Genomic DNA, 21,795 nt, shown 5'->3' with positions numbered 1-21,795 from the left:
AATCGCGTGACCATGAAAGCGGCGCACTCCGCTGCGCCGTTTTTCATTCGCGCCCGCGACATCTTTCGACGGCGGCCGGACGGCGGCGCTAGCGGAAATACGCCTTCGTGTTTTCGTGCACGCCATCGTGCGCGAGCAGGTCTTCGGGCGTGAGCCAGATATAGCGGCTGTGCTGATCGAAGCGGCCCACAGATGCCGTGCTCTCGAGCGTCAGGAAATACGCGATCACGACGTAGTGCGTGGTGATCTCGTCCGCGCCCACGAAGTTGTCGCTATACAGATGCTCGAACAGGCCGCCGAAGCGCGCGGCCGAGCGCTCCATGCCCGAGATGCCCAGTTCCGCGTCGACGATGCGCGTGAAGGCCGCGTCGAGCCGCTCGTTCTTGCAGATGCGCCCACCGGGCACGAACCATGTGCCGAGCGCGGGCCGATTGCGTCTGTGTCCGACGAGCACGCGTCCCGCGTAGTCGGACACGATCAGGTCGATCGACACGAGGGGTGTCATCCGTACCACCTGAAGGAAATCGTCTGCTTCGAGGAAATCGGCGCATGTGGTGGCCATGTCTGTCTCTCGTCAATGTCGTGTGGGTGCAGTCGCGGCGAGGTCGACGCGTTAGCGCGAAGCCGGCGTGCGCAGGCCTGCGGGTTTATTGATCGGAGTCACGGGTGAAAAGCCGGGACGTCGTGGCGAACAGAACGGCAATGACACTGACGATGGCCGCGCACAGAATCAGCCCGGAAGCCAGCACTGCGATGACCACCACCATGATCCAGGCGAAGCCACTCATCCGACCGCTCCCTAGTCGTGCCTTCGCGCGCGCCCGCTGCGCAGCGCGCGGTCGGCGCCTCGCATGCGGCATTGCCACGAGTCTATCCGCAGCAATGAAAGGCGGTTCTGTCGTCTCACGCCTAAATCCCGTCACGTATGGACAAATCCGCGTGCGTGGCGCGCGCGGAGCGTACGCGTCACGTGCGCATTACGCACTTCATCAGGGCGCGATATAGCCCGCCGGCGTCGTGACGTTCGCCTTCATCACGGCCGCGTTCGACGACACCACATAGACAGGCGCCTCCGTCAGCGCGAGCGTCACATAGCCGTCCTGATAAGACACGCTCGACGGATTGCCCATCATGTCGAACACCGTCACCTTGCCCGAAGTGCCGGGCGCATCCACTTGCAGGCGCCACGACATGCCTACCTTCGGATCGAAGTGCGTCGACTTGTTCCACTTCGCGTTGTCGTGCGTCCACGCGGCCGTGACGATCTTGCCGCCATTCAGCCGCTGGAACGCATACGCATAGACACCGGCGGGCGTGCGCTTGACGGGACCGAGCGTGGCCGTGCCGTCGATCAGCCGCGTCATCGCCGCGACCGCGAGCGCCGCGGGCTTCGGGCTGATCGCGCCCGGACCGAAATCGCCTTTCGGATGATCGAGGTCGAAGAACACGCCGTAACCCGGCGTCGCATCGGGCGTGTCGTTCGAATAGAAGATGTAGGTCATGTCCGCGCCTTCGCCGAGCAGGATCAGATGCGTGCGCGCGACGACGGCGCCTTGCGCGTACAGCACGTCGCCAGTCGGATAGTGCGGGCCGTATTGTTCGCCGACGTCATAGCTGATGCCCGTTTCCGTCGCGAAGAGCTTCGCGCCCGGCTTGTACTGCGCGGCCATCAAGCGGCGTAGCGCGCGCATCGATGTGGGCAGCGCGTATTGAGCCTGCTGCGGATCGCTGGCGTTCATCAGGCGCTCGGGCGGATGCGACGGGCTGGGGCCGTTCGGATCGTAGTAGCCGTGAATCGCGATGCCGTCGAGGTACTTCGGCAGGCCGAGCGGCGCGAGGCGCCTGAGCGATTCGATATTGCCCGTCACGGAGCCATACGTCGGCCCCATGACGATGGCATTCGGATCGGTCGCGTGGATGCCTTCATACACCGTCTTGTATAGCTCGACGAAATTTGCGTCGGAGTCTTTCCACGGCAGGCCGCCTCCCGCGTCGGGCTCCCACGTGACCTGATAGTAGTTGCTCGACTGCGCCGCAAAGACCGTGGTTCGCACGCGGCTCGATTCGGTGCCGACGCGCTGCATGTACTCGCGCAATGCGCCCGTCGATTTCGGCAGATAGCTGTGCGTCTGCTTGCCTGTCGGACTCGCCCAGCCGGGAAAGCCGTCGAGCTGGATCAGCCGCAGCAGGTCGCCTTTGCGAAACCACGGCGAGAGTTGCGCGGTGGCGGGATCGAACGTGTTCGCGCGGTCGGGCTCTTCCGTATACCAATTGCGGTTGTCGTTGACCCATGTGAGGCCGAGCTGCGGATACAGAGGACGATAGCCGTCGCCATCGCAGCAGTGCTGTCCCGGTGCGACGAACGCCGTGCCCTGGCCGCCGAAGCGATGCAGGTCCGCGCGCGCGAAATGCACGGGCGGCACGCTCGCCGACACATCGGGCAGCACGCCGAACGTAGCGATGCCTTCGGGACGCGTGCCGCGCGCGGGCAACTGTCCATGCTCCTGTTCGAGCGAGGCCGACAACGCGAAGTAGCCCGCGAGCGTCGACGTGCAATTCAGCGTGACCTGACGCGCGCCTTGCGCGACCTCGAAAGCGCCGCTTGCCTGGACGGTGCCCCACGCATCGCGGATCTGCCAGGCGAGCCTGTCGTTGCGCGATGCGCGGGTCGTGATGGCGACGCGGAACGAACGATCGAGCGTAAAAAGACGTGTGCCGTCGCTACCCGGCGTGTCCGCTTCGATGAGACCGCCTTGTGGATTCGCTGCCGCGACATCCGGCGAGCCGTTGCAGCGGAGTGCCTGAGCGTGGTTCGAATACGGTTGCGCTCTCGCTTGCATGGCGTTGTTGCCGGTCGTCGCGCGAGGCGACGCAGTGGGTGTCGTGCTGGCTTTCGCAGTAGCGCCGGACGCACCCGTCGCGCTGTTGTCCGCTGAAATCCAGCACTGCTTCTCTTCGCCGGGCGCTGGATCGTCGAATACGCCGTTATCGCACGACGTGCCGTTCGTCAGCGTTTTGACCGTATTACGCGCTTGCGTGCCGTAACGGACGTCGCGCGTGCCGCTGAACGAGCAGGTGCCGTGCTCGTCGGCGCATTTCGTCCAGGCTGGATCTTGTGCGTTATCGGCGGAGGCCCTGTCGCAACTGCTCGCCATCGCGACCGCCACGGCAAGCAGCGACGCACGCATGACGAGGGACACATCGAGCGCATCAGCGATGTACTTCAGCCGGAGTACGTATCTTTTGCCGGGCGGTTGGTCGCCATCAGTCATTCTTCCCCCTGTGACGGTATGGATGACCGGGTACGCATTGGAGCGACCAAGATTACACCGCGCACTTAGCAGGAATTGGACGTTCTTTAGTGTTCGCGCGCAACTTCAATGGCGGATGAATGCGAATGTTGCGTCGTCGCGACGCTTGCCAATGGCGGCATCCGCCTAATGCGGATTATCCGCGTCGCATAAGGCTCGGCGGCTGCACCACAAGCCTCCGCGCGTTCGATGGGACCGGCAAGCGCCGCCAAAACGGCCGCTTCACCCCCTCTCGCCAGCGCTGCGGCGCCTTTTATCCGGCTTTAATGTTTCGCTTCTGAAACATTAATGGTTTTATTTATGGGCGAATCTAAAGACGAAAAGAATTAATTATTCGGGCTTGTTCTCGTCTTCTTATAATTCCTAATCTGAGCATTGCGGGCCGTTTTTTCATCATATTAATAAGGTTTTAATTTCATATTAGCAAAATGCCAGTCAGAGGAGGAATGGCCGGTTTTTGAGTAACTATTACAGGTGCTAAAGCAAGCCTGAAAAAATTGCTGTTCTCCCGCAGGATGGTCCAGTAATTGCAACAAATTGTAATGCTTTGTGTCAAGCCTGGCGGGGCGGAGCCGGAAGCGCCCCATTTGTGATATGAAATGGCGAATTCGTTCGCCGGCACGTAAGCCGAATTAATTTGGCTATATGCGACTGTCAAATGCGGGTTGAAAGGCTTCGATCAGCAATCGGACCGAATACGCCAATACATCGTCAGTTTCAGTCACTGTCCGCCGGGATTGTTTTTTTAATGCGTATGATGCACTGCACATCGCTTGGATTTAACTAGTTCTTTCCACGCCGGAAGGTCAAGGGGGAAGAGTCATGGCGTATGCAAGTTTGGAAACTCCAATGGTAGGTTGGGTACGAGCGCCTGAGCGCAGCGCGCACTACGCAACCGCCACTCGCCACATTGCTATTTTGTTGTTCGACGGTTGCTCCCTCCTTGGCGCGGGGATCGTCGCCGAGGTCTTTCACGCAGCTAACGAACTGGCGTCATCCGCCAGCCACGGCTGGACTTACGACGTCAGTTTCCTGTCGGCATCGGGCGGCAACATCACGTGCTCGTCATCGATTCGCGTCTGGACGGACGGACTTGATGCGCGGCATTACATGGGATTCGATGCGCTGTTCGTGGCGGGTGGCAAGGGTGCGCGCAGCGCGTCCCGCGACGAACGGCTCATTGCGTGGCTGCGGCGCGTTCATGCGAACACGAGCACCGTGCGTCCGATCGGCGAAGGACGCGCGCTGCTCGAAGCGGCGTGCATCAACGGCGTACAGCAACGTGATTTCGGCAGCTACAACGTGCGCGAGGAGCGCGACGAGCAAAACGGCAGCGAAGCGAACGATCGCCTCGAATCGATGAAGAGCGCGCTGATGCTGATCAAGCGCGATCTCGGCATCGACGTGGCGCGCAACGTGGCCGAACGACTGATGCCCGATGCGGGCGACAGCCTGATGTCGCTGCTGGGCGACAGCACGGGCCGCAGCCCCGCGGACAAGGTGCGCGCGGCAGCGCGCTGGCTACAGGAGAACTGCCAGCGGTCGATTTCGATCGCGGACGCAGCCCAGGTGGCTGCGATGAGCGAACGCAATTTCCTGCGCCGCTTCAAGATGGAAGTGGGTGTCACTCCGTCCGACTACCTGCTGCACGCACGGCTCGCGATCACCTGCAGCCTGTTGACCGACTCCGAACTGCCCGTCGACAAGATCGCGCGGCGCACGGGAATGGGCAACGGCGATCGCCTCGCGAAGATCTTCCGCAAGCGGATGAAAGTTTCGCCGACGGAATACCGGATGAAGACCCGGCGCGAAGCCGGCATCTGAACGCCGGCCGCGATCTGAAAACGCGTTTCAGGGAGTCATGTCTGGCTATCAATGGCAGACATTAAGGAGTGCGTACATGACAGTCGACCAGAAAAATCCGACGAATGCAGCAGCGCCGGCAGATTCGTTGCCGGACTGCGCGCACATCGTGCCGGTGATACTGGCGGGCGGATCGGGCACCCGACTGTGGCCGATGTCGCGTGAACACTTTCCGAAGCAGTTGATCGGCGTGGTCGGTTCGGAATCGCTGTTGCAGGACACCGTTCACCGGATGGAAGGCTTTCCTGCGGGCTGGGATGTATCGAGCGCGCCCATCGTCGTGTGCGGCGAAGAGCATCGCTTCGTGATCGCCGAACAGCTGACGTGCAACGGCTGCACGCCGCGGCTCGTCGTCGAGCCGGCGCGGCGCGATACGGCGCCCGCTCTCACGCTCGCGGCCGCGCTTGCGTGCGCGAACGGCGACGACGCGATTCTCGTCGTGATGCCGTCCGACCATTCGATCGCCGATGTGCCCGCGTTGCAGCGCGCGATCGAGATTGCCGCGCGCCATGCGCAGCGCGGCGCGATCGCGACGCTCGGCGTGCCTCCGCGCGGGCCCGAAACGGGCTTCGGCTATATCCGCGTCGGCAGGAAGCTGGATGACGAAGCGCGCGAAATCGACGGCTTCGTCGAGAAACCCGCTGCCGAACTCGCGAGGCAATACGTTGCAGCAGGCACGTACTGGTGGAACAGCGGCATCTTCGTGATGCGTGCGAGCGTGTGGCTCGCGACGCTGCAATCGCTTCAGCCCGACATGCACGCCGCGTGTTGCGCGTCGTTTGTGCAAGGGCAGTTCGAAGGCACGACCTTCCGTCCCGCCGCGGACGCGTTCACACGTTCGCCCGCCGATTCGATCGACTACGCGGTGATGGAGCGTCTGAACGTGTCGGCTGGCTGGACGTCGACGGGCGTCGTCGTTCCGCTCGACGCGGGCTGGTCCGATCTCGGCTCGTGGGACGCCGTGTGGGCTGCGCAGCCGAAGGACGAAGCGGGCAACGTGGGACGCGGCCGCGTGATGTTCGAAGGCGCCGTCACGAGCTATGCGCATTCGGAAGGGCGGCTCGTTGCGTGTGTCGGCACGACGAATGTCGTGGTCGTCGAAACAGCGGACGCCGTGCTCGTCGCCGATCGCTCGCGCGTGCAGGACGTGAAGGGGCTCGTCGCGCGCATCAAGGCGCAGAAGGCGCCCGAGGCCGACGCGCATCGCAAGGTGCGCCGTCCGTGGGGCTTCTACGATTCGATCGATCACGGCGACCGCTTCCAGGTCAAGCGCATCGTGGTCACGCCGGGGGCCAAGCTGTCGCTGCAACTGCATCACCATCGCGCGGAGCACTGGATCGTCGTGCGCGGCACGGCGCTCGTCACGCGCGGCGAAGACCAGTTTCTGCTTACGGAAAACGAATCGACCTATATCCCGCTCGGCGTGCGGCATCGGCTCGAAAACCCCGGCAAGGTGCCGCTCGAAATCATCGAGGTGCAGTCGGGTTCGTATCTGGGCGAAGACGACATCGTGCGCTTCGACGATACGTACGGGCGCTGCGGTCCGGCGCAAGGCCAGAGCCAGTCGCATGGCGAAGGACACATGCATGACCAGGGCGAGAGTCAGGACACGGGGCATGGCCCGACTCCCGCCGCGAGTTAGCGCAGCGCCGAAATGCGCAACACCCGGACGAAAGGCAACGAACGACGAATGGCAGGGTGACTGATATGCGGGACTTACAGGACTTTTTTGCGCGGGTTGCGGACGTGGCGCTGATTCTGCTCGGCGCCGCCGTTGCATCGCAGATCCGCTTCGATGAATTCTCGCAGCGAGGGTTCTACGACGCATTTGTCCTTTTCTCGGGGGCCTTCGCGCTCGCGATGTTCCCTGCGTTCGGAGTCTATGAGTCCTGGCGTGGCCGCTCGAAGCTCGCGCTCGCCGGACAGGTCGCGCTCGCGTGGCTCGTCGTGCAGGGCTGCGCGCTTGCGCTGATGTATTCGCTGCACCGTATCGACATCGTCTCGCGGCTCTGGTTCGCGTACTGGACGGCGATGGCGGGCGGCCTGCTGATCGCCTGGCGGCTGATCGCGCACGCGGTGCTCGCGCGCGCGCGCCGCGCTGGCTGGAACCTGCATCAGGTGGCGATCGTCGGCAGCGGTGGCCATTGCGACCAGATCCTGCGCCGCGTCGAATCGCAGCCGGCCACGGGCTTTCGCGCGACGGCCGTGCTGAACACGCATCCCGAAGAGTCGCCGCTGACGAATCCGCGCGTGACCTGCTTCGACTCGCAGCAGGCTTTCGCCGAGTATGTGCGCAGCAACGACGTGCACGAGCTATGGCTCGCGCTGTCGCTCACCGACGAGCGCACGATCTTTCGCATCGTCACCGAGTTTCGCAACGACCTCGTGAACATCCGCTTCATGCCGGACGTGCGCAGCCTTGCGCTGTTCGACACGAGCAGCGTGATCGAGCTGCTCGGCGTGCCTGCGATCAACCTCGTCGCGTCGCCGCTGTCGTCGCGCGCGCTTTTCAAGAAAGATCTTTTCGACCGGGTGTTCGCCGCTTGCGCGATCATCGGCCTCGCGCCGCTTTTGATCGCGATTGCGATTGCCGTCAAGCTGACGTCGCCCGGTCCCGTTTTTTTCAGGCAGAAACGTAAGGGGGCCGATGGTCGCGTTTTCACAATTTACAAATTCCGTTCGATGCGTGTGCACAAAGAGGAAGCCGGCAAGGTCAGCCAGGCGACCCGCGACGATCCGCGCATCACCAGGCTCGGCGCATTCCTGCGCCGCACGAGTCTCGACGAGCTGCCGCAGTTCTTCAACGTGCTGCGCGGCGACATGTCCGTGGTCGGGCCACGCCCCCACGCACTCGAACACGACGATCTGTATCAGAAGGTCGTGGCCGGCTATATCCATCGCTACAGGATCAAGCCGGGTATCACAGGTTGGGCTCAAATCAACGGCTTTCGCGGCGAAACCGACCGCATCGAAAAGATGGAGCGGCGCGTCGCGCACGATCTGTATTACCTGGGGCACTGGACCTTCTGGCTCGACATGCGAATCATCGGCGCCACGATCGTCAAGGGCTTCATTCATACCAACGCGTACTGAGATGGGGGCAAGTCAATGAACAAGGATCAAGCTCCCCTGCAAGGAGGAAATGTCATGAACCAGAAACGAATAAGCGTGTGCGCGCCGCTGGTGCTGTCGATGTCCGTGATGCTGCTCTCTGCCTGCAGCATCGTCCCCGGACAACGGTTTGAATCGCCTCCCACGCTGCCCGAGACGGGCGGTGAGTACAGCAGCGAACCCGAACAGAATGTGCAGATTCCCATCACCGACATCAACCTGAAGCTCGTGCGCTCGATGAACGGGCAGGCGACGCAAGTGGATCAGCAGATCGCGTCGCTGTTCAGCCCCAAGGCGCCCACCTACAAGCTCGGCCCGGGTGACGTGCTGCAGATCACCGTCTGGGATCACCCCGAGCTGGCGGCCGCGCTCGGCCAGCCTTCGCCGTCGAGCAGCAAGAGCGATCCGGGTATCGGCTTTCTCGTCGATGCGGACGGCAATATCCAGTTCCCATATGCAGGCACGATCCATGTGGGCGGAAAAGATGCGGCGACGGTGCAGAAAGAGCTGTATCGCAAGCTGAGCGTCGTCTTTCAGAAGCCTGAAGTGACGGTGCGTGTCGCCGCGTTCCGTGCGGCGCAGGTTTATGTCGATGGCGAAGTGCATGCGCCGGGGCCCGCGCAGGTCAACGATATTCCGATGTCGCTGACGGAAGCGATCAACCGCACGGGCGGCTTCACGCCGAATGCCGATCAGAGTCACGTCGAACTCGTGCGTGACGGCCGTACGTATGAAATCAACGTGCCGGGCCTCATCAGGGCGGGCCGCGCTCCGACGTCGCTCTATCTGCAGGGCGGCGATCTGCTGCGGGTCGGGTCGCGCGACGAGTACGGCATCTACCTGATGGGCGAAGTCAACAAGCCGGCGACCATCCTGCCGATGCGCGACGGCCGCCTGACGCTGGCGGAAGCGTTGTCGCAGGCGGGCAGCCTCAACCCGAACACGGCTTACGCGAAGCAGACGTTCGTGATCCGCAATTCGATGAGCGACAAGCCCCAGATCTACCACCTGGACGCGACGTCGCCGACTTCGATGGTGCTGGCGAACCAGTTCAATCTTGAGCCGAAGGATGTCGTATACGTGGACAACAACGGTCTCGTGAAATTCAACCGCGTGCTGTCGCTGCTGTTGCCTGCAATCAATGCTGGCGTGACGGCTGCATTGCTCGCGAAGTAAGGGTGACGAATGCGTCGTGCAATAACGGGGTGCAGCAACGCAATGCTTCCGACAGTGTGGTTACTTGATGGATCACGCAAATGGCTATCAACTTTGACAATCGCTATACGGACGTCAGTTCCGATGAGATGCACCTGACAGATTATCTGCAGGCCATCGTTGCGAACTGGAAGTCGATTCTGTTCATTACGCTGGCCATCACGGCGCTGGGCACCGCCTACGCATTCTTGGCGACGCCCGTGTATCGCGCTGATGTGCTTTTTCATGTGGTGGACAAGGCCGACAACAACAAGCAGGACGGCCTTCAACCGCTGACGGGCATGTTCGATACGAAGCCGTCGACGGCCGCGGAGATCGAGTTGATGAAGTCACGGCTCGTGACCGAGGAGACTGTCAAGGCGTTGCACCTCGATATTGCCGCGCGTCCCCACACACTGCCGTTCGTCGGCGGGCTGCTTGCCCCGCTGATGAACGGCAAGTGGGGCTTCAGGCTGCCGCCGGCGCTGCAGCTTCCGAGCTACGCGTGGGGCAATGAAAACATCAAGGTGTCGAAGTTCGACACCGCAAAAGACATGTACGACAAGGACTTCACGCTGATCGCCGGACAGAACGGCGATTTCGTGCTGAATAGTCCTGAAGGCGTCGCGATTCTCGAAGGGCATGTCGGCGAAAACGTCGTGCGCGAAACGCCCGTCGGCCCGATTGCGCTGCGCGTCGATGCGCTCGTCGGCGCGCCGGGCACACGCTACGACATGACGCGCGGCTCGACGCTGACGACGGTCGAACGTCTGCAGAAGTCGATGGATGTCGCCGAATCGACGCTGCAGTCCGGCGTGATTCGCGCGAGCCTCGAAGGCAGCGATCCGAAGCTCACGGCCGACATCATGAACAACATGGCGCGCGAGTTCATCCGCCAGGACATCGAGAGCCGCTCGTCGGAAGCCGAGCACATGCTCGCGTTCCTCGACCAGCAGCTGCCGCAACTGCGCAAGGAACTCGACGCCGCCGAGCAACGCTACAACACGTTCCGCAATCAGCATGGCACCGTCGATCTGAGTGAAGAAAGCCGGCTGCTGCTGCAACAGATCGTCGACAACAAGACCAAGCTCGTCGATCTGCAGACGCAGCGCGCGGAGATGTCGCAGCGCTTCACGGCGAACCACCCCGCCGTGGCGGCGCTCGACGCGCAGATCAGGGCGCTGCAGGGCAATCTCTCGACGATGGGCAAGAGCGTGCAGTCGCTGCCGGATACCGAGCAGACGGCGCTGCGCCTGCTGCGCGACGTGCACGTGGACACCGAGCTGTACACGAACCTGCTGAACAGCGCGCAGCAACTGCGCATCGCGAAGGCGGGCCAGGTGGGTGACGTGCGCATCGTCGACTTCGCTGAAGCTGCCGACGACCCTGTGCGTCCGAAGCGCCTGATCGTGATCCTGATCAGCTTCGGCACGGGCCTCTTCATCGGCATCGTGTTCGCGTTCGTGCGCAAGACGCTGTATGGCGGCGTCGAACGTCCGGACGAACTCGAAGCCGCGCTGGGCGTGCCCGTGTTCGCCGTCGTGCCGCGCAGCGAGCAGCAGATACGCCTGCAGCAGGACGTGATGATGCGCCGGCGCGGCCTGCACGTACTCGCCGAACAGGCGCCGCAGGATATCGCCGTCGAGGGCGTGCGCAATCTGCGCACCTCGCTGCAACTGACCGTAGAAGACAGCCAGAGCAACGTCGTCATGTTGACAGGCTCGCGTCCCGACGCGGGCAAGTCGTTCCTGTCGGTGAACCTGTCGGCGCTCGTCGCCTCCGTGAACAAGCGCACGCTCGTGATCGACGGCGACATGCGGCGCGGCGACGTGCACTCGCATTTCGGCCTGCAGCATCAGCCGGGTCTTTCCGATGTGCTGCGCGGCGGCGATCTGCAATCGTCGATCCAGCGCGAGGTGCTGCCGGGTCTCGACGTGCTGACCAAGGGCTCATTGCCCTCGCATCCGTCCGAGCTGCTGATGAGCAAGCGGTTCGAAACGATGCTCGAGGAACTCAAGAAGCAGTACGACCTGATCATCATCGATACGCCACCCGTCCTCGCCGTCACCGACTCGACCGTGATCGGCAAGCACGTGGGGACGACATTGCTCGTGATTCGTCACGGACGCCATCCGGTAGGCGAGCTCGCGGAAACCGCGAAACGTCTGCGCAATGGCGGCGTGAATTTGCAGGGGGTCTTGTTGACCGACGTACCGCAGGCGGGCGCGTTCATCGGCTCGGGCTATCGCGGCGGCTACTACGGTTACGAGAGTATCGCAGGCTAAATGCTGTTCCTGTGCGGCGGGCCGCGCCGTGGTCCGACGTCATTCATCAGGAGAACATAATGACTCAGAAGGTTGCCTTGATTACGGGCATCACCGGCCAGGACGGCTCATACCTGGCGGAGTTGTTGATCGACAAGGGTTACGAAGTACATGGAATCAAGCGCCGCTCATCGTTGTTCAACACGGACCGCATCGACCACCTTTACCGAGACGTACATGACCCGGACCAACGCCTGCAACTGCATCACGGCGACCTGACCGATTCGACGAGCCTCTTGCGCATCATCCAGCGCGTCGAACCGGATGAAGTCTATAACCTCGCGGCGCAAAGCCATGTCGCCGTGTCGTTCGAAGAACCCGAATATACGGCCAACGCCGATGGTCTCGGCACCCTGCGCATGCTCGAAGCGATCCGCATCTGCGGCTTCGAGAAGAAGACGCGCTTCTATCAGGCTTCGACATCGGAACTCTACGGCCTCGTGCAGGAAGTGCCACAGCGCGAGACGACGCCTTTCTATCCGCGCAGCCCTTACGCGGTCGCGAAGCTGTTCGCGTACTGGACGACCGTCAACTATCGCGAAGCGTACGGCATCTACGCGTGCAACGGCATTCTGTTCAATCACGAGTCACCCGTGCGCGGCGAAACGTTCGTCACGCGCAAGATCACGCGGGCGATCGCGCGCATCGCGGTCGGCCTGCAGGACCAGCTCTATCTCGGCAATCTGTCCGCGCTGCGCGACTGGGGACACGCGCGCGACTACGTCGAAATGCAATGGATGATGCTGCAACAGGAAGCACCCGAAGACTTCGTGATCGCGACGGGCGTGCAGTACAGCGTGCGCGAATTCGTACAGCGCGCGGCAGCCGAACTGGGCATCACCGTGCACTTCGAAGGCAACGGCGTGCATGAAGTGGGCATCGTCGAGCATGTCGAGCGCCGTCATCGCAGCGAAATGCGCGTGCAGCCGGGCGACGTGATCGTGCGCGTCGATCCGCGCTACTTCCGCCCGACGGAAGTGGAGACGCTGCTCGGCGATCCGTCGAAGGCGCATCAGAAGCTCGGCTGGCAGCCGGCGACGCCGTTCGAGTCGCTCGTCAAGGAAATGGTGGTGTCGGACTATCAGATCGCGCGGCGCGATGCGCTCGTCACGCTGGCCGGCTTCAAGGCACTGGAACATCACGAGTGACGGCCATGGACAAGAACGCACGCATCTACGTCGCAGGACATCGCGGGATGGTCGGGTCCGCGCTCGTGCGCAAGCTCGAAGCGAGCGGCTATCGCAATCTCGTCACGCGCACGCATGCCGAGCTCGATCTCACCGATCAGGCGGCCGTGAACCGCTTCTTCGCGAGCGAGCAGATCGACGTCGTGCTGCTCGCGGCGGCGCGCGTCGGCGGCATTCTCGCGAACGCGACGCAGCCGGGCGAGTTTCTCTATGAGAACCTCGTGATCGAAACCAACGTGATTCACGCGGCGTATCGCGCGAATGTCGACCGGCTCGTGTTCTTCGGCTCGTCATGCATCTATCCGAAGATGTGCCCGCAGCCGATTCGCGAAGCGTATCTGCTGACCTCCGAACTGGAGCCGACCAACGACGCGTACGCGATCGCCAAGATCGCAGGTCTCAAGCTCTGCGACGCGTACAACCGCGAGTACGGCACGCGCTACGTCGCGCTGATGCCGACCAACCTGTACGGGCCGAACGACAACTACGACCTGAAGAACAGCCACGTGTTGCCCGCGCTGATCCGCAAGGCGCACGAGGCGCGCCTGCATGGCGATCGGGCGCTGACGGTGTGGGGCAGCGGCACGCCGCGGCGCGAGTTCCTGCACGTCGACGATCTCGCGGCGGCGACACTCTTCGTGCTCGAACACGATGTGAACACGGGCGTCTTCAACGTCGGTGTCGGAGAAGACCTGAGCATCCGCGAGCTGGCCGAGACGATCTGCGAGGTGGTCGGCTTCGAAGGCGAGTTGCAGTTCGACGCGAGCAAGCCGGACGGCACGCCGCGCAAGCTGCTCGACGTGTCGCGCCTGGCGGAAATGGGCTGGCGCGCGAGCATCGGCCTGGTCGTTGGAGTCGGCAGTACCTATCGGGAGTTTGCTGCGAAGTACGAGGAGAAATTCGCCACGCCTTCCTTTGAGATGGCTGCGCGCGCCTGAAGTACCGTTCCTGGTGACGGACGTTGCCTGGGACCGGGATTAGGGTGACGTCCGTTCTTTTTCCAGGGCAGTCGACAGTTTCGACCGAATGAGGACTGTAAGAAATGGATGCGTCAGTCACGATCTTTCATAACGTCGTGTGGTCACGGCACAAGGGTGCCGTGTTCTCTGCGTTGCACAGCATTTCGGCCGCGGGCGCGATCCGCTATTCGATGGTGCAGATCGCGGACACGGAGCACGATCGCCTGGGTTTTTCTGACGTCGATTATTCGTTTCACCGTTATCCGATGCACAAGCTCTTCGACGGCTGCTACGAAGATGTACCGACCTGGCGCCTCACCGGGCGTCTCGTGTGGGAAGTGCTGAAGGCCAGATCGGATCTGATCGTGTTGCCCGGCTATCACAGGCCCGAGTATTGGGCGATGCTCGCCGCGTGCATCGTCAGCGGCAAGCGGCGTGCCGTGTTCTGCGACTCGACGGCGCGCGATCGTCCGAAGCGCCTCTTGACGTCGATTCCAAAGCGCGTGTTCTTCTCGCTGTGCGACGGCTACTTCGGCTTCGGCGAACGCAGCCGCGAATATCTGATGTCGCTCGGCGCGAAGGCCGACAAGATTTTCATTCCATGCCAGGCAGCCGCGCTGCCCGTCACGTTCTCGCCCGAGCGCGCGCTTGCCGAGCGCTTGCGCTATCGCGCGGGCAATCCGCACGTGTTCCTGTTCGTCGGGCGTCTGTCCGAAGAGAAAGGCATCACGACGCTGATCGACGCATTCGCGGGACTCGCGAAGCGTCTGCCCGATCCGCAATTGCGGATCGTCGGCACGGGGCCGCTCGAAGGCGCGTTGCGCAAGAAGGTCAGCGAGCTGGGCATGGACCATTCGATTACTTTCGTCGGCAGCCTGCAGGACGAGCCGCTGTCGCGCGAGTACTACGGCGCGACCTGTCTCGTGCTGCCGAGCCGCAGCGAACCCTGGGGGCTCGTCGTCAACGAGGCGCTCGCGCATGGATGTCCTACCGTTGTCAGCGAGAGTTGCGGCTGTGTGCCCGAGCTCGTGCACGACGGCGTGAGCGGCTATGCATTCACCGCGGGCGACGCGGCCGGTCTGCAGCGCACGCTGCTGAAAGCGACGGAAGCATTCGCGGACGCCGAAGCGACGGCGCGCCGCTGCATGGACGTGATACGGCGTTTCGATCCGCCGTCCGCCGCGGCCAACATCGCGCGCGGTTGCGCGCTGATGCTGAGCGATTGAGATCGATCGATTGCGCGGGCACCACGGCTTGACCATGCCGCGGCCGCGCAAGGTAGTGGCTGGAAGGCGCAGCGCCGTCCGCTGCCGCATGACGGGCATTCGACGTGGATGTCAAATATGAAGATCTTGATCTATGGCCTCAATTACGCGCCCGAGCTTTCGGGAACGGGGAAATACACAGCTGAAATGGCACAGATGCTGGCGGAATGCAGCCATGAAGTGCGCGTAGTCTGCGCACCGCCGTACTACCCTGAATGGAAAGTCGCAGCAGGCTATTCGATGTGGCGCTACCGGCGCGACGTCATGCGTGGCGTGCGCATCTGGCGAGCGCCGCTATGGGTGCCCGCGCGGCCAAGCGGGCTGAAGCGGATGATCCATCTGTCGTCGTTCGCGATGTCGTCGCTGCCGCTGCTCGCGCGACAGATCGCATGGCGCCCCGACGCCGTGATACTGATCGCGCCGACGATGCTGTGCGCGCCCGGCGCGCTCGTGCTCGCGCGCGTCACGGGCGCGAAGGCGTGGCTGCACATCCAGGACTACGAAGTGGACGCGGCCTTCGATCTCGGCCTGCTGAAGAGCGGACGCGCGGCGCGCCTCGCCTACTGGGTCGAGCGCGTGATCCTGAAGCGCTTCGATGTCGTGTCGTCGATATCGAGCCAGATGGTCCAGCGCGCGGTCGGCAAAGGCGTCGAGACGGCGAAGACCGAGTTCCTGCCGAACTGGGTCGATACGCGCGCGATCTTTCCGCTCGAGCGCGCGAGCGAGTATCGCGAGACGCTCGGCATTCCGGCGCGTCATACGGTGGTGCTCTACTCGGGCAACATGGGCGCGAAGCAGGGCATCGAAACGCTTGCTGCGGCGGCCGCCGCGCTCGATGCGCGCGACGACATCAGCTTCGTGTTTTGCGGCAGCGGCGCCGCGCGGGCGGACCTCGTCAAGCGCTGCGAGGGCTTGCGCAACTGCCGCTTCCTGCCGTTGCAGCCGGCGTCGTCGCTCAACGAGCTGCTGAACGTCGCCGACATTCACGTGTTGCCTCAGCGCGGCGATGCCGCCGATCTCGTGATGCCGTCCAAGCTGACGGGCATGCTCGCGAGCGGCCGCGCCGTGATCGCGATGGCGCGCCCGGGCACGGCGCTGTACGAAGCCGTCGCGGACAACGGCGTGATCGTGTCGCCCGAAGATACGGGCGCGCTCGTCGAGGCGATCGCGGCGCTCGCCGCCGATGGCGCGCGGCGTGCGGCGCTCGGCGCGGCGGGGCGGCGTTATGCCGAGACGATGCTCTCGCCGCTGTCGACGTTGCTGACGCTCGATACGCGTCTCGCGCTGCTCACGGGCGATGGCACGCCCACGACGGCGGGTCCGCCTGTCGCTGCGCCCACCGCGAATGGCGGCGTCCTGTCGGCGCCCGTCGAGGAGTCGAAAGTGGGTGAAGTGCAGCAGTGAAGCGCCGCGCCGGCTTTGATTTGCCGCGCGCCTTCGCTATAGACGCGTTCGGACGCCTCAAACGCTTGACATGAAGAGGCCGCATTCGAACGGCACGAAAGCAGTTCGAATGCGGCCTCTTCGTTTTTCCATGTCACGTCGAGTCGATTGACACCGATGCTGCGAACACCCTCACCACGGCGACCGATAGATGTCGCGTCCTCCCTTGTTGATGTAGGGGTTGCCGTAGACGGCATTCGCGGCAACGCCCGCATCGCCGGGAGGCATTGCGCCGCCGCGCTGTCCCGCCGCTCCTGCAGGGCCCGCGACGCCGCCAACGGCACCGTTCACTGCCGCGCCGCCGTTTGCCGCCGCGCCGCCGCGCGCGGGCCGCTTGATGGCGACGGCGTTCGCCGCGCCTTTGCCGCCTGCCGCGCCTCCATTTCCACCGTTGCCGCCATTACCGTTACCGCCCGCCGCGGCAGGACCACCCGCGCCCTGCGTATTGGGCTTCGCGACGCGCATGCGTTCGCTGTTCAGCAGCGACTCGCGTTCCGAATCGGGTGTCGCGCCGTCCATTTCATAGCCACCGAGCGATGCATTCGGACCGCCGAGCAGACGCTGCGCGTCCTCTTGTGTGCGCTGCGCTGCTGTCTTTTTTGGCGGCGCGCCGTTCGCATTGTTTTTGGCCGCGGCGGCAGCCTTCGCTCCATTGCCGGGCGCAGCGTTGTTGTTCTGCGCATGGGCGCACGGTATCAGCGCAATGCTCGACAGCAGCGCCGACACGAGCGCGATCGACTGCAGCCACGCACGCGGACGATTCGCACTGCACAGCGGATGTTCAAGCGGCAAGCGTTGTCGCGAATGAAGATGAGCGGTCATCGTCGTCTTCCTCCCGTGCAAACGTCGAAGTCTGCTTCCATGGTGAACCGGACACTCTGCATGGATCCGCCAAAAGTACGCCCGGCGCGGCCAGCCATCATCCATGCCGCCGCACGGACCAGATAATCGATGACGAAAGGGCGCGCGACAGACGGCCTGATGGCCGGACACAAGACGGCGCTCCATCTCGGGAGAAGAGTATGAACAATACGATCGGCTCCGCGATCGGCCAGGACGCGCAGAGGGAAGACCTGCAAGACACGCGCGCATCGGAGCCGGCCGCCGAGGCACAGCCGTCCAGCGCTCCGCAGCCCTCGCGGACGGGCCGCGTGATCGACCTGAGCCGCGCGGGCAAGGGCAACTATGTCGCGTCGCGCGGTTTTCTCACCGAGCTCATCTGGTTCTTTATCGAAGCCTGTGTGATCAACAACAAGCTGCTGCCCGTGTCGTCGGTGCGTGTTGCGCTGCTGCGGCTCTTCGGCGCGAAGGTCGGCGCGAACTGCCGTTTCGTGCATCCCGTGCGCGTAAAAGCGCCGTGGAATCTGACGGTCGGCGACAACTGCTGGTTCGGCGTCGATGTGTGGATCTACAACCAGGCACCAGTTCGTATCGGCTCGAACGTCTGCATTTCGCAGGGCACGTTTCTGAGCGCAGGCTCGCATGAGATGCGAACGAACATGGATTTGCGCGTTGCGCCGATCGTCATCGAAGACGGCGCGTGGGTCTCGTCGAAGTGCGTCGTACAGATGGGTGTGACGATCGGGCGATCCGCCGTGGTGACGCCGCTGTCGGTCGTGCACCGTTCGCTCGAGGCGGAAGGCGTGTACGGAGGCAATCCTTGCCGCTTCATTCGCAAGCGTTTCGACGGGGATGTGGGCGGGGCCACATAACGTGCATCGTATGCATGGTCTGTCTGCCGGAAGCGCGATGTTGGCGGATGAACGGAGTAGCGCAGAGCCATCATCCTACGTAGGCATGGGCGGCTTGGGGGAAATCACTACCTGCCGCGACGCGCCGCGATGGCGCAAACCTGCAGCGTTGCTGCACGACGAGCCTGGCTCGCAGGCTCGGCGAGGGGCCAGAACGGACGGAGTCGCACACGGCCGTAGAAGGTACGAACAGAACACAAGGCTGGGAGCAGGGGATGTTTATCGATACCCGCAGTGTCGAAGAGGGCGTCGCTGTGTCGACGACCGTATGCATCATCGGGGCAGGCGTCGCGGGTATCACGCTCGCGATGGAACTGGATCGCGCGGGCATCGAATGCTGCCTGCTCGAAAGCGGCGGCTACAAGGCAGACGACGATACGCGCGATCTCTATCGCGGCGACAACGTCGGCATCCCCTACACATTCGCGGACGGCTGCAGGAGCCGTTATCTTGGCGGCAGCAGCAATTGCTGGGGCGGCTGGTGCCGGCCGCTCGATCCTTGGGACTTCGACAGAAAGGATTGGGTCGCGAACAGCGGCTGGCCGTTCGGCCTCGACGAACTCATGCCGTACTATCAGCGCACGCACACGCTGCTCAAGCTCGGACCGGATAATTTCGATCCGGCTTGGTGGGAGCAGCAGATCAACCGGCACGACGTGCGCCGCTATCCGCTGATGTCGGGCAACGTGCGCGACACCGTCTCGCAGTTCAGCCCGCCTGTGCGCTTCGGCAAGGTGTATCGCGAAGTGCTGCGTCGCTCGGAGCGCGTACGCGTGTTCCTGTACGCGAATGTCGTGAACATCGATACCGACAGCGAAGCGAAGGAAGTCACGGGCGTCGATGTGGTGACGCTCACGGGCAAGCGCGTCCGCATGAACGCGAAGCTCTTCGTGCTCGCGACGGGCGGCATCGAAAACGCGCGCCTTCTGCTCGCGTCGAACAAGGTGCAGGCAGCGGGTCTCGGCAATGGAAACGATCTGGTCGGCCGCTTCTTCATGGACCATCCGCGCCTGATGACGGGCACCGTGAAGTTCTCGAAGCGATGGGCGCGCAACAAGCTGTACGACATCAAGTACCACTATCAGAATCCCGTCGTCGCGGCGCACGGCCAGCAAATCTCGTCACAGTTCGCGCTAACGCACGACGTGATCATGCGCGAGAAGCTGCTTAACTCGCGCGTGTGGTTCTTCTCGCGTTTCTTCGGCGAAGGCAGTGCGGGATCGGAAGCGCTGATCCGCTGCCGCGAGGCGCTGTATCGCAAGGAGCAGCCCGGCCGGCGCGCGCGCGACGACTACCTGACGATGGCCGCGCATCCCGTCGATACGATCGGCTTTGGGTTGACGCGTCTGTTGCAATTGCGCGCGCTGATATCCGACGTGAAGCTGCAGGCGATCGTCGAAGCGGAGCCGAATCGCGACAGCCGCGTGACGCTGTCCGATCGCAAGGACCGGCTCGGGCTGCCGCGCGTGAAAGTGGACTGGCGGTTGACGGAGCTCGTTCAGCGCACGTTCGACCGAACGTTCCAGTTGCTCGCCGACGAACTGAAGATGATGGGCGTCGGGGAGGTCGAACTCGACGAGCCGCTGACGGGACGCACGTCGTGGCCCGCGAAGCTCGAAGGCACGTGGCATCACATGGGGACGACGCGGATGCACGATTCGCCGCGCGAGGGTGTCGTCGATCGCGACTGCAAGATGCACGGCGTGAGCAATCTGTATATCGCGGGCAGTTCGGTGTTTCCGACCGTCGGCGCGAACTTCCCGACGATCACGATCTCGGCGCTCGCGCTGCGGCTCGGCGAGCATCTCGTGCAACGGCTCGGCAAGTCCGATACGGCGACCGTGGTGCCGATCGGCGAAGCAGCCAATGCGCGGTTCGGCAACGTGCCGAACCCCGAAGTGAGCACGCTGCCAATTGCGGCGCAGTCGCTGGTTCGGGCTGGGGGGAATGAGGCGGTGTGAGAGGCTGCGTGCGCCCGGCTTAGGCCGGCGCTCAACGAGCTAATACAGACATGACAGTAAAAATCCCGCGATACGTGTCGCGGGATTTTTTTATTGGCGCGCAGCGTCTTGCAACGCGTGACGCGGCTTCAACTGACAGAATGCTCTTTCTGCGCCGCCGCCTTCGAAGCCATACCCGCGGCGGCCCCAGGCGCATTCTGCTGCGCTTCTTCGGTCACACGCGACGCCAGCGCCGTCGCCTCCGCCTGAGGTTGCAGCAACGCGGTCAACGCATCGACCATGCTCGCGATCCCAAAGCGCGCATCGAACGTTCTGCGCGCCTGCTCGCGCATCTTTGCCTTGTCGAAGGCGTCGAGCGAATGCCAGTTCAGCAGGTTGCGCTGCGTGCCGCTGATGGTATCGCTCGATACCAACCCCGCGCGATCGCTTTCCACCTCGCGCCACACGCCGACCTTGTCGGACAGCAGCACAGGCAGGCCGCACGCCAGCGCCTCGGCAACGGCGACGCCGAAGTTCTCCTGATGCGACGGCAGCGCGAACACATCGCTTGCATAGAACGCGCCCCACTTCATATCGCCTTGCAGCATGCCGGGCCACGTGACGCGCTCCTCGATGCTGCACGCGCGCGCCAGCGCCTGTAACGGACGCTGCCAACCCGTCGCATCGGGACCGGCGATCACGAGATGCGCGTCCGGGTCGCGCTGCGCATGATCGGCGAAAGCGTGGATCAGCAGATCGCAGCCCTTCTTCTCGTGTATGCGCCCGAGAAACAGCACGATCCGCTTGCCGCGCAATTGCGGATACGCGCTCAGGAAGGCTTCGCGCAACGCTCGCGCATGCGGCGGCGGCGCGTTGGTGCCGAACGGCACGACGCGCTCGTTTGCGCGATACAGCCAGAACGACTGGCGCGCGAGCAGCCGCTCTTCCTCCGTCGTGAAGATCACGGCGGCCGCGTCGCGCAGCACGCGATATTCGGCCCATGGCCAGTACGCCCATTTCTTCAGATGCTTGAGCGGATAAGTGCACTTGAACCAGGGGTCCAGCATGCCGTGCGTGTACACGTAGTAAGGCACGTTGGACCCGTGCAGCGCGCGCCACGCGCCGAAGCCATGGTATTGCCACAGGCCATGCACGATCACCGCGTCGAAGCGCTGTGCTTCGCGCCCCAGCCACGGCACATACTCGGGTGTGAAGCCGTAGTAATTGCGGCCCGGGCCCAGCGCATGCACGGGCAACGGGAAGTCGCGCACATGGGGCGCATCGGTGGCATCGAGCGATGCCACTTCGATCTCGTGACCCAGCGACGCCATCGCGACGCCGCTTTGTCGGACACCTTCAGTCGGCCCGCCTGCACGCGGATCGACTGTCGAAAGCAGATGAAGGATTTTCATTGGCAAGTCATGCGGCGTAGTGCGAAAGGAAATGG

At 63.4% G+C, this 21,795-nt stretch carries 16 protein-coding genes; 11 read left to right on the top strand and 5 right to left on the bottom strand.

Going from position 1 to position 21,795, the window contains the following annotated elements; genetic code table 11:
* Positions 1–88: 88 nt before the first annotated feature.
* From GCT13_RS02385 to GCT13_RS02380, 3 genes are all read right to left on the bottom strand, one after another.
* Positions 89–562, bottom strand: a complete 474-nt coding sequence (locus GCT13_RS02385; RefSeq protein WP_152755182.1) for a GDP-mannose mannosyl hydrolase — start codon at positions 560–562, stop codon at positions 89–91.
* A gap of 85 nt (positions 563–647) precedes the next feature.
* A complete protein-coding gene (locus GCT13_RS48130; RefSeq protein ID WP_193727562.1) occupies positions 648–788 on the bottom strand; it encodes a hypothetical protein in 141 nt (46 codons plus the stop codon).
* A gap of 201 nt (positions 789–989) precedes the next feature.
* Positions 990–3,272 (bottom strand): hypothetical protein, encoded by a 2,283-nt coding sequence (locus tag GCT13_RS02380; RefSeq protein ID WP_227746704.1) that lies wholly within the window; start codon positions 3,270–3,272, stop codon positions 990–992.
* An 861-nt stretch (positions 3,273–4,133) separates the two neighbouring features.
* Here GCT13_RS02380 and GCT13_RS02375 point away from each other — a divergent pair.
* From GCT13_RS02375 to GCT13_RS02335, 9 genes are all read left to right on the top strand, one after another.
* Positions 4,134–5,135 carry a GlxA family transcriptional regulator gene (locus GCT13_RS02375; protein ID WP_152755181.1) on the top strand — a complete coding sequence of 334 codons (1,002 nt, stop codon included), beginning with the start codon at positions 4,134–4,136 and terminating at the stop codon, positions 5,133–5,135.
* A 76-nt stretch (positions 5,136–5,211) separates the two neighbouring features.
* Positions 5,212–6,816 (top strand): mannose-1-phosphate guanylyltransferase/mannose-6-phosphate isomerase, encoded by a 1,605-nt coding sequence (locus GCT13_RS02370; protein ID WP_152755180.1) that lies wholly within the window; start codon positions 5,212–5,214, stop codon positions 6,814–6,816.
* A 65-nt stretch (positions 6,817–6,881) separates the two neighbouring features.
* The gene (locus GCT13_RS02365) at positions 6,882–8,267 is read left to right on the top strand and encodes an undecaprenyl-phosphate glucose phosphotransferase (protein ID WP_152755179.1); all 1,386 of its coding nucleotides are present in this window, start codon (positions 6,882–6,884) and stop codon (positions 8,265–8,267) included.
* Positions 8,268–8,321: 54 nt separating this feature from the next.
* On the top strand, positions 8,322–9,461 hold the full coding sequence (locus tag GCT13_RS02360) for a polysaccharide biosynthesis/export family protein (protein WP_152755178.1): 1,140 nt from the start codon (positions 8,322–8,324) through the stop codon (positions 9,459–9,461).
* An 80-nt stretch (positions 9,462–9,541) separates the two neighbouring features.
* Positions 9,542–11,764 (top strand): polysaccharide biosynthesis tyrosine autokinase, encoded by a 2,223-nt coding sequence (locus GCT13_RS02355; protein WP_152755177.1) that lies wholly within the window; start codon positions 9,542–9,544, stop codon positions 11,762–11,764.
* A gap of 59 nt (positions 11,765–11,823) precedes the next feature.
* Positions 11,824–12,951, top strand: coding sequence for a GDP-mannose 4,6-dehydratase (gene gmd, locus GCT13_RS02350; RefSeq protein WP_152755176.1), 1,128 nt, complete (start codon positions 11,824–11,826; stop codon positions 12,949–12,951).
* Positions 12,952–12,956: 5 nt separating this feature from the next.
* Positions 12,957–13,928 (top strand): GDP-L-fucose synthase family protein, encoded by a 972-nt coding sequence (locus GCT13_RS02345; protein ID WP_152755175.1) that lies wholly within the window; start codon positions 12,957–12,959, stop codon positions 13,926–13,928.
* Between the two features lie 104 nt (positions 13,929–14,032).
* Entirely contained in the window at positions 14,033–15,175 is a 1,143-nt protein-coding gene (locus GCT13_RS02340; protein WP_152755174.1) for a glycosyltransferase family 4 protein, read from the top strand.
* Between the two features lie 117 nt (positions 15,176–15,292).
* Positions 15,293–16,618 carry a glycosyltransferase WbuB gene (locus GCT13_RS02335; RefSeq protein WP_152755173.1) on the top strand — a complete coding sequence of 442 codons (1,326 nt, stop codon included), beginning with the start codon at positions 15,293–15,295 and terminating at the stop codon, positions 16,616–16,618.
* Positions 16,619–16,789: 171 nt separating this feature from the next.
* Here the strand turns inward: GCT13_RS02335 and GCT13_RS02330 are convergent, their stop codons facing one another.
* Entirely contained in the window at positions 16,790–17,479 is a 690-nt protein-coding gene (locus tag GCT13_RS02330; RefSeq protein WP_152755172.1) for a hypothetical protein, read from the bottom strand.
* 200 nt (positions 17,480–17,679) lie between these two features.
* Between GCT13_RS02330 and GCT13_RS02325 the strand changes: the two genes are divergently transcribed.
* Positions 17,680–18,369 (top strand): DapH/DapD/GlmU-related protein, encoded by a 690-nt coding sequence (locus GCT13_RS02325; protein ID WP_152755171.1) that lies wholly within the window; start codon positions 17,680–17,682, stop codon positions 18,367–18,369.
* 254 nt (positions 18,370–18,623) lie between these two features.
* Positions 18,624–20,369: an FAD-dependent oxidoreductase gene (locus GCT13_RS02320; protein WP_152755170.1), complete on the top strand. Its 1,746-nt coding sequence runs from the start codon at positions 18,624–18,626 to the stop codon at positions 20,367–20,369.
* Positions 20,370–20,497: 128 nt separating this feature from the next.
* Here the strand turns inward: GCT13_RS02320 and GCT13_RS02315 are convergent, their stop codons facing one another.
* Positions 20,498–21,760, bottom strand: a complete 1,263-nt coding sequence (locus tag GCT13_RS02315; protein WP_152755169.1) for a glycosyltransferase — start codon at positions 21,758–21,760, stop codon at positions 20,498–20,500.
* Positions 21,761–21,795: the final 35 nt, after the last annotated feature.

The sequence above is a fragment of the Paraburkholderia franconis genome (assembly GCF_009362735.1).
Taxonomy (GTDB): Bacteria; Pseudomonadota; Gammaproteobacteria; order Burkholderiales; family Burkholderiaceae; genus Paraburkholderia; species Paraburkholderia franconis.
Note: the sequence above shows the minus strand (reverse complement) of the source record. Positions and strands in the feature narration are given on the sequence as shown.